16 protein-coding genes are annotated in these 12605 nt (G+C 70.1%); 5 read left to right on the top strand and 11 right to left on the bottom strand.

Annotation, left to right across the window (positions count from 1 at the left end; all coding sequences use genetic code 11):
* Nucleotides 1-117: 117 nt before the first annotated feature.
* From OHO27_RS17175 to OHO27_RS17200, 6 genes are all read right to left on the bottom strand, one after another.
* Nucleotides 118-420, bottom strand: a complete 303-nt coding sequence (locus OHO27_RS17175; protein ID WP_328424842.1) for a DUF4229 domain-containing protein — start codon at nt 418-420, stop codon at nt 118-120.
* A gap of 88 nt (nt 421-508) precedes the next feature.
* Nucleotides 509-1033, bottom strand: a complete 525-nt coding sequence (locus tag OHO27_RS17180; RefSeq protein ID WP_328424844.1) for a GNAT family N-acetyltransferase — start codon at nt 1031-1033, stop codon at nt 509-511.
* 40 nt (nt 1034-1073) lie between these two features.
* Nucleotides 1074-1733 (bottom strand): UdgX family uracil-DNA binding protein, encoded by a 660-nt coding sequence (locus tag OHO27_RS17185; RefSeq protein ID WP_328424846.1) that lies wholly within the window; start codon nt 1731-1733, stop codon nt 1074-1076.
* Between the two features lie 33 nt (nt 1734-1766).
* Nucleotides 1767-2930: an aminofutalosine synthase MqnE gene (gene mqnE / locus OHO27_RS17190; RefSeq protein WP_328424848.1), complete on the bottom strand. Its 1164-nt coding sequence runs from the start codon at nt 2928-2930 to the stop codon at nt 1767-1769.
* A gap of 74 nt (nt 2931-3004) precedes the next feature.
* A complete protein-coding gene (locus OHO27_RS17195) occupies nt 3005-3466 on the bottom strand; it encodes an Lrp/AsnC family transcriptional regulator (protein ID WP_328424850.1) in 462 nt (153 codons plus the stop codon).
* Nucleotides 3467-3534: 68 nt separating this feature from the next.
* Nucleotides 3535-4218 (bottom strand): UbiX family flavin prenyltransferase, encoded by a 684-nt coding sequence (locus tag OHO27_RS17200; protein ID WP_328424852.1) that lies wholly within the window; start codon nt 4216-4218, stop codon nt 3535-3537.
* A gap of 90 nt (nt 4219-4308) precedes the next feature.
* Here OHO27_RS17200 and OHO27_RS17205 point away from each other — a divergent pair, with 90 nt between their 5' ends.
* Nucleotides 4309-4950 (top strand): rhomboid family intramembrane serine protease, encoded by a 642-nt coding sequence (locus OHO27_RS17205; protein ID WP_328424854.1) that lies wholly within the window; start codon nt 4309-4311, stop codon nt 4948-4950.
* Here OHO27_RS17205 and OHO27_RS17210 read toward each other — a convergent pair.
* Genes OHO27_RS17210 through OHO27_RS17220 form a run of 3 tightly spaced genes read right to left on the bottom strand, consistent with a single transcriptional unit; the run spans nt 4928 to nt 7856 of the window.
* A complete protein-coding gene (locus OHO27_RS17210; RefSeq protein ID WP_328424856.1) occupies nt 4928-5485 on the bottom strand; it encodes a Uma2 family endonuclease in 558 nt (185 codons plus the stop codon). The genes OHO27_RS17205 and OHO27_RS17210 overlap by 23 nt on opposite strands.
* 14 nt (nt 5486-5499) lie before the next feature.
* Nucleotides 5500-6402 (bottom strand): menaquinone biosynthesis prenyltransferase MqnP, encoded by a 903-nt coding sequence (gene mqnP / locus OHO27_RS17215; protein WP_328424858.1) that lies wholly within the window; start codon nt 6400-6402, stop codon nt 5500-5502.
* The gene (locus OHO27_RS17220; RefSeq protein WP_328424860.1) at nt 6399-7856 is read right to left on the bottom strand and encodes a menaquinone biosynthesis decarboxylase; all 1458 of its coding nucleotides are present in this window, start codon (nt 7854-7856) and stop codon (nt 6399-6401) included. The genes mqnP and OHO27_RS17220 overlap by 4 nt, the downstream gene beginning before the upstream one ends.
* Nucleotides 7857-7943: 87 nt before the next feature.
* Here OHO27_RS17220 and OHO27_RS17225 point away from each other — a divergent pair, with 87 nt between their 5' ends.
* The gene (locus OHO27_RS17225; RefSeq protein WP_328424862.1) at nt 7944-8267 is read left to right on the top strand and encodes a PLD nuclease N-terminal domain-containing protein; all 324 of its coding nucleotides are present in this window, start codon (nt 7944-7946) and stop codon (nt 8265-8267) included.
* A 19-nt stretch (nt 8268-8286) separates the two neighbouring features.
* Here the strand turns inward: OHO27_RS17225 and OHO27_RS17230 are convergent, their stop codons facing one another.
* Nucleotides 8287-8775 carry a hypothetical protein gene (locus OHO27_RS17230; protein WP_328424864.1) on the bottom strand — a complete coding sequence of 163 codons (489 nt, stop codon included), beginning with the start codon at nt 8773-8775 and terminating at the stop codon, nt 8287-8289.
* 445 nt (nt 8776-9220) lie between these two features.
* On the opposite strand from OHO27_RS17230, the gene OHO27_RS17235 reads away from it, so the two are divergent.
* The 3 genes from OHO27_RS17235 (at nt 9221) to OHO27_RS17245 (ending at nt 12237) form a co-directional block, all read left to right on the top strand.
* Nucleotides 9221-9679: a nucleoside deaminase gene (locus OHO27_RS17235; RefSeq protein ID WP_328424866.1), complete on the top strand. Its 459-nt coding sequence runs from the start codon at nt 9221-9223 to the stop codon at nt 9677-9679.
* Nucleotides 9672-10637, top strand: a complete 966-nt coding sequence (locus OHO27_RS17240; RefSeq protein WP_328424868.1) for an isopenicillin N synthase family dioxygenase — start codon at nt 9672-9674, stop codon at nt 10635-10637. Before OHO27_RS17235 ends, OHO27_RS17240 begins: the two co-directional genes overlap by 8 nt.
* Before the next feature lie 103 nt (nt 10638-10740).
* Complete coding sequence (locus OHO27_RS17245) at nt 10741-12237, top strand: condensation domain-containing protein (protein WP_328424870.1); 1497 nt, start codon at nt 10741-10743, stop codon at nt 12235-12237.
* On the opposite strand, the gene OHO27_RS17250 is transcribed toward OHO27_RS17245, so the two are convergent.
* A complete protein-coding gene (locus OHO27_RS17250) occupies nt 12149-12550 on the bottom strand; it encodes an SRPBCC domain-containing protein (protein WP_328424872.1) in 402 nt (133 codons plus the stop codon). The two genes, OHO27_RS17245 and OHO27_RS17250, sit on opposite strands and share 89 nt — an antisense overlap.
* Nucleotides 12551-12605 lie beyond the last annotated feature (55 nt).

A 12605-nucleotide genomic window follows, 5' to 3' on the forward strand; every position in this document is an offset into this window, starting at 1 on the left:
GGTGCGAACAGCCGTTCCACCGACGTGGATCCGGCCATCCCACACCATGGATCCGGACAAGCGTAAGGGCGGGGTCCGTGCAGTTACCGAGTGGTATCGCTGCCGGGACGCGGCAGGCTAGGAGGCCTGGCCCTGCGCCCGAGCCGCCTCGTCGACCACGTCGTCCTCCTGGCTGCGGTTCGACTCCAGGTTGGCCTTCACGCGGTCGACCTTCTGCACGATCTGCACGGAGGCGCGGTCGCGCTCCTTGCGCAGCACGACGAAGCTGATGGGCGCGGAGAGCAGCAGCGCGAGCAGGACGACCCACATGCCGTTGGAGTCACCGAGGCCACGCGGGGCGAGGCCGGAGTAGACGAGGCCCCAGACGACCACGAGGCAGCCCACGAAGATCCCGAGCCGCATCAGTGTGTAGCGGAGCATCTCAATCCACTCTTCCGATTCCAAAAAGGGCCACTGTCCAGTGAAGCACGCGGGGCGGCCGATCTTGCAGGGGGGTCTCAGGGGCGGGTCATTCGAGCGGCAGCAGCATGATCACGTCTTCGCGGTCGTCGCCCGGTGCGACCCGGATGGCGTCGGGGATCCGGCCGACCTCCTTGTAGCCGCAGGAGCCGTAGAAGTGCTCCAGGCCGAGGCCGCCGCGGCAGGTGAGGCGGATCGCCTCGATGCCGTCGAAGGTGCGGGCGGCCTGCTCGGCGGCGGTCAGCAGGTCGCGGCCGTAGCCCTTGCCCTGGTGGCGGGGGTGCACCATCACCGTGTAGAGCCAGATCCAGTGGATCATCAGCCGGTGCGAGTTGAAGGTGAGGAATGCGGTCGCGGCGACCCGCCCGTCGTCATCGTGCCCGACGAGCAGCCGCCTGCTCCGGTCGGCCATCCCGGCGAACTGCCGCACCAGCTCCGGCCGGATCTCCTCCCGCGTCACCGGCGGCACGAAGCCCACGGCTCCGCCGACGTTGGAGACGTCGGTCCACAGGTCGAGGATGCCGTCACGGAGGTCGGGAGTGACGGGCGGGTCGAGTGTGAAGGTAAGGGACACGGCGCAATCGTAGCCATTACGTGGAGCGCGGCGAAAGCCATCACGTCAACGCCCGCGCGGCCACCTTCAGGTCCGAGACCAGCCCCGCGTACGCCGCCTCCCGGTCCGTGTCGTCCTGGGCCCGCAGCACCGACGACGGATGCACCGTCGCCACCAGCCTCTCCGGCCGGCCGTGGATCTCGCGCTCCAGCAGCGTTCCGCGCACCTCCCCGACCCGGAACGACGCCCCCAGCAGCGCCTTGCCCGCGCTCGCGCCCAGCAGCACGATCAGCTCGGGCTGCACGACGGCCAGTTCGGCGGCCAGCCAGGGACCGCACGCGGTCATCTCGCGCAGGGTCGGCGCCTTGTGGATCCGGCGCTTGCGGGGTTCGGCCCGGGTGAACTTGAAGTGCTTCACGGCGTTGGTGACGTACGCGTCCGCCGGGTCGAGGCCTGCTTCCTGCAGCGCCCTGTCGAGGAGACGCCCGGCCGGACCGACGAAGGGCTTGCCCTGCCGGTCCTCCTGGTCGCCGGGCTGCTCGCCGACGAGCATGACGCGGGCGTTCCGGTCGCCGACCCCGAAGACGGTCTGCGTGGCGTCCCGGTGGAGCGGACAGCCCCGGCATCCGGCGGCGGCGCGGCGCAGGGCGGGCAGGCCGCCGCGGTCGGGGAGGAAGGGTTCAGCGGTGTAGGCGTCCTCGGGCGCCTTGGTGCTCACCATGGCGGACGGGTACCACGGCGCCGCCCTCCGGAATCACACCCGCATCGGCTGGGGGGACTCGCGGCGCTGCGGGTCCGGGCCGTCGTACTCGCGGATGATCTCGTAGCGCGTGTTCCGCTCGACGGGGCGGAAGCCCGCGTCCCGGATGAGGTCCAGCAGGTCCTCACGGGTCAGCTTGTTCGGCGTGCCGTAGTTGTCCGCGTCGTGGGTGATCTTGTACTCGACGACCGAGCCGTCCATGTCGTCGGCGCCGTGCTGGAGGGCCAGCTGGGCGGTCTGGACGCCGTGCATGACCCAGAAGACCTTGACGTGCGGGACGTTGTCGAAGAGCAGGCGGGAGACCGCGAAGGTCTTCAGGGCCTCGGCGCCGGTGGCCATCTGGGTGCGGGCCTGGAGGCGGTTGCGTACCTTGCCGTCCTTCACGTCGACGAAGTCGTGCTGGTAGCGCAGGGGGATGAAGACCTGGAAGCCGCCCGTCTCGTCCTGGAGCTCACGCAGGCGCAGGACGTGGTCGACCCTGTGCCGCGGCTCCTCGATGTGGCCGTACAGCATGGTGCTCGGGGTCTTCAGACCCTTCTCGTGCGCCAGGCGGTGGATCCGGGACCAGTCCTCCCAGTGGGTGCGGTGGTCCACGATGTGCTGCCGGACCTCCCAGTCGAAGATCTCCGCGCCGCCGCCGGTGAGGGATTCCAGCCCGGCGTCGATGAGCTCGTCGAGGATCTCCGACGCCGACAGACCGCTGATCGTCTCGAAGTGGTGGATCTCCGTGGCCGTGAAGGCCTTCAGCGAGACGTCCGGGAGGGCGGCCTTCAGCTCGCGCAGGGAGCGCGGGTAGTAGCGCCACGGGAGGTTCGGGTGCAGGCCGTTGACGATGTGCAGCTCGGTGAGGTTGTCCGACTCCATCGCCTTGGCGAGCTTGACGGCCTCCTCGATGCGCATCGTGTACGCGTCCTTCTCCCCCGGCTTGCGCTGGAAGGAGCAGTACGCGCAGGAGGCCGTACAGACGTTGGTCATGTTGAGGTGGCGGTTGACGTTGAAGTGGACGACGTCGCCGTTCTTTCGCGTGCGCACCTCGTGCGCGAGGCCGCCGAGCCACGCCAGGTCGTCCGACTCGTACAGCGCGATGCCGTCCTCGCGGGACAGCCGCTCACCGGAGCGGACCTTCTCCTCCAGCTCGCGCTTGAGCCCGACGTCCATGCGTGCACCTCTCTCGGGAAGACTCCGTAAACCGTACTCCCCGCCCCTTCGGGCGGGGCGACCCCCATCAGGCGCTACACGTCCTCTTCCTCGGGCAGCTGTCCGACCCGGTTCTCCCACTTGGTGGAGAGCACGATCGTCGTACGGGTCCGGGAGACACCCTTGGTGCCGCTGAGCCGGCGGATGATCTTCTCCAGCCCGTCCACGTCGGCCGCGCGGACCTTGAGCATGTACGAGTCGTCGCCCGCGATGAACCAGCAGTCCTCGATCTCGCCCAGGTCCCGCAGGCGGCTCGCGACGTCCTCGTGGTCGGTGGCGTCGGACAGCGAGATGCCGATCAGCGCGGTGACGCCGAGGCCGAGCGAGGCGGCGTCCACGGTGGCGCGGTAGCCGGTGATGACGCCGGCCGCTTCCAGCCGGTTGATGCGGTCGGTGACGCTGGGTCCCGACAGGCCGACGAGGCGTCCCAGCTCCGCGTAGGAGGCCCGGCCGTTCTCCCTCAGGGCCTGGATGAGCTGCCTGTCCACCGCGTCCATGCGATCGAAGCCTTCCGGTGAAGAGTTCCCGAAGTGATGAGAGTTACTGCGACTTGCTCAGATGGCGTTCATGTCGTGCGGGTTCCGCCGCCGAGTTCGCCCTTCCAGCGGCGGTAGAGCCGGTGCTCGACGCCCGCCGCGTCGAGCACGCGTCCGGCGACGAAGTCCACCAGGTCCTGGATGTGAGTGGCCCCCGCGTAGAAGGCGGGGGAGGCGGGTACGACGGTGGCGCCCGCGTCGTCCAGGGTCACCAGGTGCCTCAGCGTCTGGCCGTTCAGCGGGGTCTCCCTGACGGCCACGACCAGCTTGCGCCCCTCCTTGAGGGCCACGCCCGCCGCGCGTTGGAGCAGGTCCTTCGACAGGCCCAGCGCGACGCCGGCGACGCAGGCCGTGGAGGCGGGCACGATCAGCATGCCCTTCGTGGGGTACGACCCCGAGGACGGGCCTGCGGCGAGGTCCCCGGCGTTCCAGTACCGCACGCCCTCGATGTCCGTCTCGAAGGTCCCGGGCTTGCCGTCGGCGCCCCGCGCGAGCCACTCGCGCAGGTCGTCCTGCCAGTGGGCGTCGCGGAAGGAGATCCCGGTCTCGTCGAGGAGCGTGAGCCGGGACGCCCTGCTGACGACCAGGTCGACGCTCTCCCCCGCGGCGAGGAGCGCGCGCAGCACCGCGGCGGCGTATGGGGTGCCGGAAGCGCCGGACACCCCTACGATCCAAGGCGTACGCGGCGTCTCTCCTGGCTTGACTGGGTTCACGACACCGAGCCTATCCGGCCTTACGGGGTGGGAACCGACCAAGGGGGGCCGGGCGTTCCTCAGGGGGACGAGTTGGGCGGTGGGGTGGCCATGGCGGGTTCGGGTGTGGCGGGCACATGGGGTGCGGAGCGGCGCGAGTGGTCGCGGGGTGACCGCGCGCGGACCGCGGCCAAGCTGATGCTGGTCTGGGTGGCGCTGCTGTGGCTGCTGGAAGTGGCCGACGTGCTCAGCGGGCACGCGCTGGACGGCCTCGGCATCGTCCCGCGCACCCCGTCCGAGCTGGTGGACGTCGTCCCGGCCGCCTTCATCCACTTCGGCTTCGCCCACGTCGCGGCGAACAGCGTGCCGTTGCTGGTCCTCGGCTTCCTGGCCGCCCTCGGCGGCATCCGCCGTTTCGCCGCCGTCTGCGCCCTGATCATCGTCGCCGACGGCCTCGGCGTCTGGCTGATATCCCCTTCCGGCACCAACACCGCGGGCGCCTCCGGCCTGATCTTCGGCCTCTTCGGCTATCTCCTGGTCACCGGCTTCGTGGAGCGCCGCCCCCTCGGCATCCTGGCCGGCCTGCTGGTGGCCGCGATCTGGGGCACCTCGATACTGGCGGGCCTCGCCCCGACCCAGTCCGGCGTCAGCTGGCAGGGACATCTGGTGGGGCTGGTGGCGGGGGTTGCGGCGGCGTTCCTGCTGCGGCGCCGGGCGGACGGGCCTGGGCTCAGGGCCGGGGGCGCGCTTTAGAGTCGACAGGGAGGCTCGCGGTGGGGATCTTCAGCTTGCCGAGCAGGGAGTCGACGGTCAGTTCGGGGCCGTAGGGGATGGTGTCGCGGCCGCGGTAGCCGTCGGGGCCCGGGTTCCACATCGTGACGGCGTGGCCTTTCAGCGGGTCGAGGATCAGGTAGTTGGCGATGCCCCGGGAGGCGTACCGGCCGGGTTTCACCTCATAGTCGCGGCGGATGCTGCCCTGGGAGACGACCTCCACGACCAGCTCGATGAGGTCGGGCGGGTACGCGAACTCGTTCCGGTTCGCCTCCGGCGCGGGGATGACAGCCAGGTCGGGACAGAACTCGTTGTCCTCGTCGAGCGGGAAGGCGACATCGCTGACGACGTCCCACTCCGGGCCGAGCTGCGGCTCGAGTGCCTTCCGGGCCGCGAGGATCGTCCCGGCGTGGTGCGGCCTGAGCGGGCACGCCACGACGCTGCCCTCGACGATCTCCGTCCGGAACCCGGGAAACGCATCCTCGAACCGGCTCAACTGCGCGTGCAGGCGGGTCATGGCCCGCACCGTAGTCAGACGGTCAGACCCCGGACCAGAAGATCCATCAGCGCACACACGAACAGGGCGATCCCGATGAACCCGTTGACGCTGAAGAACGCCCGGTTCAGGCGGGACAGGTCGTGCGGGCGGACGATCGAGTGCTCGTAGACGAAGGCGCCGGCGACGATCAGCAGGCCCAGCCAGAAGAAGGTGCCCGCGTCCGTGGCGAGGGCGTACCAGACGAACAGGGCCGTCGTGACCGCGTGGCAGGCCCGGGCGCCCCAGATCGCCGCCGGGATGCCGAAGCGGGCCGGGACCGACATGACGCCGACCTCGCGGTCGGTGTCGACGTCCTGGCAGGCGTAGATCAGGTCGAAGCCGCCGATCCAGATGCCGACCGCGAGGCCCAGGATCACCGCGTCCCAAGACCAGGTGCCGGTGACCGCAAGCCAGCCGCCGACCGGGCCCATCGCCTGGGCGAGACCCAGGATGGCCTGGGGGAAGTTCGTGAAGCGTTTGCCGTAGGGGTAGACCACCATCGGGATCACCGCGATGGGGGCGAGGGCCAGGCACAGCGGGTTCAGCAGGGCCGCCGAGCCCAGGAAGATCACCAGGGCGATCAGGGCGCCGGTCCAGGCGTGACGGACCGACATCGCACCCGTCACCAGCTCGCGGTGGGCGGTGCGCGGATTACGGGCGTCGATCTCGCGGTCGATGATCCGGTTCACGGCCATGGCGAAGGTCCGCAGACCCACCATGCAGACCGTCACCAGGAGCAGCCGCCCCCAGTGGATGTTCTTGTCCCACTGGAACATTGCGGTGAGCGCGGCGATGTACGCGAAGGGCAGCGCGAACACCGAGTGCTCGATCATGACGAGGCGGAGGAACGCCTTCGTGCGTCCTGGCTGCGGAATCGCGGCGGAGGCGCTGCTCACAGTCCGTACTCCTTCCAACGGCGGTCGACCTTCGCCGCCGTCTCGGGGTCGGACTCCACCATGTCGGGCCAGCCGCCGTCACGCGTGTAGCCCTCCTCGGGCCACTTCTTCGTCGCGTCGATGCCCGCCTTGCCGCCCCAGAACTGCTGGTAGGAGGCATGGTCGAGATGGTCGACGGGGCCTTCGACGACCGTGAGGTCACGGGCGTAGTCGGTGTTGCCGAGCGCCCGCCAGGCGACCTCGTGCAGGTCGTGGACATCGCAGTCGGAGTCGACGACCACGATCAGCTTGGTCAGGGACATCATGTGCGCGCCCCAGATCGCGTGCATCGTCTTCTGGGCGTGCTTCGGGTACTTCTTGTCGATCGAGACGATCGCGCAGTTGTGGAAACCGCCGGCTTCCGGCAGGTGGTAGTCCACGATGTCCGGGATGATGATCTTCAGCAGGGGGAGGAAGAAGCGTTCCGTCGCACGCCCAAGGGGTCCGTCCTCCGTCGGAGGGCGGCCTACGACGATCGACTGCAGCAACGGCCGCTTCCGCATCGTCACGCAGTCGATCTTCAGCGCCGGGAACGGCTCCTGCGGCGTGTAGAACCCGGTGTGGTCGCCGAACGGCCCCTCCGGGAGCATCTCGCCAGGCTCCAGCCACCCTTCCAGAACGACCTCGGCCTGCGCCGGCACCTGCAACGGCACCGTCTTGCAGTCCACCATCTCGATCCGCTTGCCGGAGACGAACCCGGCGAACAGGTATTCGTCGATGTCACCTGGGAGCGGGGCGGTGGATGCGTACGTCACGGCGGGCGGGCACCCGAAGGCGATGGCGACCGGCAGCCGCTCGCCCCGCCTCGCCGCGACCTGGTAGTGGTTCCGGCTGTCCTTGTGGATCTGCCAGTGCATGCCGATCGTGCGCTTGTCGTGGCGCTGGAGGCGGTACAGCCCCAGATTGCGTACGCCCGACTCCGGGTCCTTGGTGTGCGTGAGCCCGAGGTTGAAGAAGGAGCCGCCGTCCTTTGGCCAGGTGAACAGGGCGGGCAGCTGCTCCAGGTCGACCTCGTCGCCGTGCAGCACGACCTCCTGCACGGGCGCGCCCGCCGACTTCACCTTCTTCGGCGGCACGTGCGTCATGGCGCCGAGCTTCCCGAAGGCCTCGCGGACCCCGACGAAGCCGTGCGGCAGCTCGGGCTTGAGCAGCCCGCCGATCTTGTCGGAGATCTCGCCGTACGACTTCAGGCCCAGGGCCTTGAGCAGCCGCCGGTCGGTCCCGAAGACGTTCATCGCGAGGGGCATCGAGGAGCCCTTCACGTTCTCGAAGAGCAGCGCGGGACCGCCGGACTTCTGTACGCGGTCGACGATCTCCCCGACCTCGAGATACGGATCGACCTCAGCCTTGACGCGCTTGAGGTCGCCTTCGCGCTCCAGCGCCCTGAGCAGGGAACGAAGATCGTCGTAAGCCATGGGGTCAAGTATCCCCGAGCGGCTACCCTGGCCCTTACCCCGGGGGCCTGCCCCCGGTCCGACGACCGTTTCGCTGGAGAGGGGCCCATGCTCCGCGTGCTGATGTTCCTCGTGCCACTGGCGCTGAGCGTGTACGCGTTCATCGACTGCATCAGCACGAAGGAGGACGAGATCCGCCACATGCCCAAGCCGCTGTGGGCCATCCTCGTCCTGCTCTTCCCGCTGGTCGGCTCGATCTCGTGGCTCATCGCGGGCAAGAAGCGCAGCCCTGCGGCCGAGGGCTGGTCCGGCGTCCGGGACAACCGGCGCCGGCAGTGGGTCGCGCCCGACGACAATCCGGAGTTCCTGAAGTCCCTGGACGAGGACGACGACGGGACGAAGGACGACAAGCGCAAGCGGGACGAGCCCTGACACGGAGCTGCGGCTCCGTCTACGCCTCGTACAGCTCGCGCAGTTCCCTCAGCCGTGCCAGTTCCCGTGCCGCGGCCGGGCGGTTGCCGAGGTCGAGGGCCATCGTGCCGCGGCCGTACGCGTAGAAGACGTCCTCTCGCGTCTGCGGGTCGAGTCTGCGCAGCCTGCGCAGGGCGAAGAAGCAGACGTCCAGGGAGAGCTTCGTCCCCGACAGCCAGTCGCGCGCCGGAGCCGTGAGGTGGTCGTGCAGAACGTCCTTGACGTGGTCGCGCGTCAGGCGGTCGGCCTCGTCGGGGCGGGGGACGCCGGGATGGTGCGGGTGATCCGCGAGATCGTCCGCCCAGTAGGCCAGCGTCCGCACGATCTCGTGGGCCGCATCGAGGTCGCCGGGGTCCGACGCGAGCAACCGCCCCGCCAACTCCCGGGCCTCCCGGCCCCGTTCCTCGTCCTCACCGCACGCAGCCACGAACGCGGCCGGCGCACCACCCCTGTGACGCAGCTCGGCCACCTGCCAAGCCCACTCCCGCCCCGCCACACAACCTCCCCACCCCGGCATTCCTCGTGACCACCGGGCCCGGCCACACAACACCCGGCACCCACCGCCCCGCCACCCAATTACCGCACCAGCGCAGGTCGGCGGCCTCGCGCGCGAACGCGTCGAGGGCAGCGAAGTCCGCGTCCCGCAGCCCGAGGCGCGCATCCACGTGCCTGAAGCGGCCCCTGCCGGCCGCCACGCGTCAGCCGTACGACCGTGCCGCCCGTGTCACCGGTGACGACGTTCCCTTCGAGGGGGCGCGGCAGTTGTTCACCGCGGACGGCACCCTGCGTACGCCGGACACGGTGACGTGCTTCGCACCCTTCAACGGGGAGAGCCGGGTGACGCTCCGTCGTTGCGGCGCGTGGGTAGTCATCCCAGGTCGCCCCCGCGTCTCCCTCGCAGGAAAGTGAGAGGCATGGAGCTCTTGGATCACGCGACGGCCCGCACCTGGCTGGCCGCCGCCGTCGCGGAGGCGCGCGCCGGGCTCGCCGGGGGCGGTATCCCGATCGGTGCCGCGCTCCATGGCCCGGACGGGGCCGTCCTCGGGCGGGGGCACAACCGGCGCGTGCAGGACGGTGACCCCTCGATGCACGCGGAGACGGCCGCGTTCCGGGCGGCGGGACGGCAGCGGTCGTATCGCGGAACGACCATGGTGACCACGCTCTCGCCCTGCTGGTACTGCTCCGGACTGGTACGGCAGTTCGGGATCTCGCGCGTCGTCATCGGCGAGGCGGTCACCTTTCACGGCGGGCACGACTGGCTGGCCGAGCACGGCGTGGAGGTCGTGCTCCTCGACGACCCCGAGTGCATCGGGATGATGCGCGACTTCATCAGGAACAATCCGGCACTGTGGAACGAGGACATCGGTGAGTGAGCCACGAATTCCCACGATCGACCTCGGGCCCTGGCTCGAGGGCGACGCCCAGACGCGCGGCGCGATCGCCCGTACCGTCGACAGGGCCCTGCAGACCGCCGGCTTCCTGCTGGTCACCGGGCACGGCGTGGACCCGGCGCTGCGCGGACGGATCCGGGAGGCGGCCCGCGCCTTCTTCGTGCTGCCCGTAGAGGCCAAGCAGGCCTACGAGGCCAAGGTCGGCGGCCGCGGCTGGCTCGGCCCCGGCGCCGAGGCGAACGGCTACGCGGAGGGCACCGAGACTCCGCCGGACCTGAAGGAGTCGCTGACCTTCGCGACGCACGAGCCCTTCGAGGACCCGGTCGTCAACGCCGAGTGGTACGCGCCGAACGTCTGGCCGGCCGAGGTCCCCGGACTGCGGGCGCTGTGCGAGGAGTACCTCGCGCGGATGGGCGAACTGGAGAACCGGCTCCTCTCCCTGCTCGGCGCGGCCCTCGGTCTCGAACCCGACTTCTTCACCCGGCACATGGCCCACCCGACCTATGGCTTCAACATCAACTGGTACCCGGGAGCGGAGGTGATCGGTGCGCCGGAGCCCGGTCAGTTCCGGATCGGGCCGCACACCGACTTCGGGACCGTGACGATCCTCGACCGGCAGGCGGGGAAGGGCGGGTTGCAGGTCTACACGGACGAGGGCGGGTGGGAGGACGCACCGTTCGACCCGGAGGCCTTCACCATCAACATCGGTGATCTGATGGCCCGTTGGACCGGCGACCGGTGGCGGTCCGGGCGCCATCGCGTCCTGCCGCCGCCCGCCGACGCCCCCGCCGAGGAGCTGATGTCCCTCGTCTACTTCGGGGAGTGCACGCCCGGCACCCGCGTGGAGTCGGTGCCCACTCCGGTGGGACGGGTGGCGTACGCGCCGGTGGACTCGCATGTGTATCTGCGGGAGAAGCTGAACTCGATCACCGTCGGATGATCATGGTTGGGTGATCGCAACGAGCCGTTTCTGAGGAAGGGTTGCCTCGTTGGGCGGGATACCACCCGTTCGGGTGTGTCCCCCGCCGCGAATGGAGCCGCCCGTGCGAATGACTGACATCCAGCGCTGCGAGGTCCGCCCCGGACGACTCGTCGAATGGACGTTCAGTCCGGCGACCGTGGCGACGGCGACCGACCTCCCGGAGGACTCCCGCCCGCCGGCGTACATCCAGGAGTCGCACCTCAGGACCGCCCGATCCGTGCGCGAGGACGGCCTGTTCGTGCCGACCTGGCTCGGTACCGCGTTCGACCTCCCGGGCCGGGCCGACCTCGACGCGCTGGGAGAGGCGCTGCGCAACTGGACGATGCGGCACGAGACGCTGCGCAGCGGCTTCCGCTGGTCCGGCCGGCCCGGCGACGAGGTACGCCGGTTCACGCTCGACGCCGACGCCGTGTCCCTGCACCGCACCGAGGTCGGCGACTTCACCGACCCCGCGGCCTTGGTCCAGCACCTCCAGGACCGCTTCGACGTCACCGCGGACGCGCTGCGCTGGCCCAACCTCATCTACACGGCCGTCGTCCGCGACGACGCCACCAGCGTGTACATGGCCTTCGACCACAGCAACGTCGACGCCCACTCCATCCATCGCATCCCCGCCGAGATCCACGAGCTCTACGCCGCGTGCCTTGGGGGCGGGACTGTGCAAGGGGCGCCGGCCGGCAGCTACGTCGACTTCTGCGAGATCGAGCGGACGGACGCCGACCGAATCGACGACAGCCACGACATCGTCGGCCGCTGGCGCGAGTTCATCCGGCGCTGCGACGGCAGGCTGCCCAACTTCCCCGTCGATCTGGGCCTGGACCCCGAGGGCGGGCTGCCCACCCAGGAGCTGCTGCGCGAGCCGCTCACCGACGCGGACACCGCCGCCGCGTTCGAGACGTACTGCCGTCCCTACGGCGGCAGTTCGGTCGGCATCCTGGCCGCCACCGCCCTCATCGTCCACGAGATCGGCGACGAGCCCGTCTACCGCACCGTCGTACCGTTCCACACCCGCGCGAAGTCCCGGTGGTCCGACTCCGTCGGCTGGTACGTCGGCGGCGCGCCCATCGAGATCCCCATGGAGCAGGCCCACGACCTGCCCAGCGCCCTGCGCACGGTACGCGCCGCGCTGCACGCCAACCGGCATCTGGCCCGTATGCCGCTGGCCCGGGTGCTCCGCCTGCTCGGCACGGACTTCCGCCCCACGTCGCCCGACCTGTACTCGATCGTCTCCTTCGTCGACACCCGTGGCCTCCCCGGCTCCGGCCACTGGGCCGAGCACAAGGCATACGGGCTGATCAGGGTGTCGTACGGCGACCAGGTGTGCGCGTGGGTCACCCGGCTGCACGAGGGCCTGTGGTTCGCGAGCCGCTACCCGGACACCGACGTCGCGCAGAAGAACATGCGGCTGTACGTGGAGCGGCTGCGGGACGTCATCGCCTCGACCGCCTCCCAGTCCGGGGCGGCGCTCGTCAGCCGCCCTCCAGCACCTCGATCAGCGCCTCGAAGCGCGTTCGCCAGCGCTGCTCCGACTCCGTCTCGCCCTGGAACTCGTACGTGAAGCGCAGGGCGGTCCCCGTCTCGCCGTCCCGTTCCAGGTGGAACCGCAGGCGTCCGCCGTCCTTCACCGTGTACTCGGCGACCCGCTCGACGTCCCATGCCGTGACCTGCCCGGATCCGACGTCACGCAGTGAGATCGCGCCGCCGAGCCTGGGTTCCAGGACGTCGGCGGGCGTGAACCAGGCCGCGAGCCCTTCGGGGGTGCCGAGCGCCGGCCAGACCGTCTCCACGGGCCGGGGGAGCCGCACCAGGAAGTGCAGGATGTGCGTGTTCCCGTGGGTCTGGCTGATGCCCTGTTCTATCGAACCGGTCATGCCACCAGCCTGACCCTTGGGGAGAGTAACCGCACACTGTTACGCGCGTTGGCCG

This window comes from Streptomyces sp. NBC_00443 (genome assembly GCF_036014175.1).
Classification (GTDB): domain Bacteria; phylum Actinomycetota; class Actinomycetes; order Streptomycetales; family Streptomycetaceae; genus Streptomyces.

Excerpts from the sequence above, each read along its gene's own strand:
- OHO27_RS17175 (WP_328424842.1), bottom strand. The coding sequence starts at position 420 with ATGCTCCGCTACACACTGATGCGGCTCGGGATCTTCGTGGGCTGCCTC.
- OHO27_RS17185 (WP_328424846.1), bottom strand. The coding sequence starts at position 1,733 with ATGGTGAGCACCAAGGCGCCCGAGGACGCCTACACCGCTGAACCCTTC.
- mqnE (WP_328424848.1), bottom strand. The coding sequence starts at position 2,930 with ATGGACGTCGGGCTCAAGCGCGAGCTGGAGGAGAAGGTCCGCTCCGGT.
- OHO27_RS17195 (WP_328424850.1), bottom strand. The coding sequence starts at position 3,466 with ATGGACGCGGTGGACAGGCAGCTCATCCAGGCCCTGAGGGAGAACGGC.
- OHO27_RS17205 (WP_328424854.1), top strand. The coding sequence starts at position 4,309 with ATGGCGGGTTCGGGTGTGGCGGGCACATGGGGTGCGGAGCGGCGCGAG.
- OHO27_RS17210 (WP_328424856.1), bottom strand. The coding sequence starts at position 5,485 with ATGACCCGCCTGCACGCGCAGTTGAGCCGGTTCGAGGATGCGTTTCCC.
- OHO27_RS17220 (WP_328424860.1), bottom strand. The coding sequence starts at position 7,856 with ATGGCTTACGACGATCTTCGTTCCCTGCTCAGGGCGCTGGAGCGCGAA.
- OHO27_RS17225 (WP_328424862.1), top strand. The coding sequence starts at position 7,944 with ATGCTCCGCGTGCTGATGTTCCTCGTGCCACTGGCGCTGAGCGTGTAC.
- OHO27_RS17235 (WP_328424866.1), top strand. The coding sequence starts at position 9,221 with ATGGAGCTCTTGGATCACGCGACGGCCCGCACCTGGCTGGCCGCCGCC.
- OHO27_RS17250 (WP_328424872.1), bottom strand. The coding sequence starts at position 12,550 with ATGACCGGTTCGATAGAACAGGGCATCAGCCAGACCCACGGGAACACG.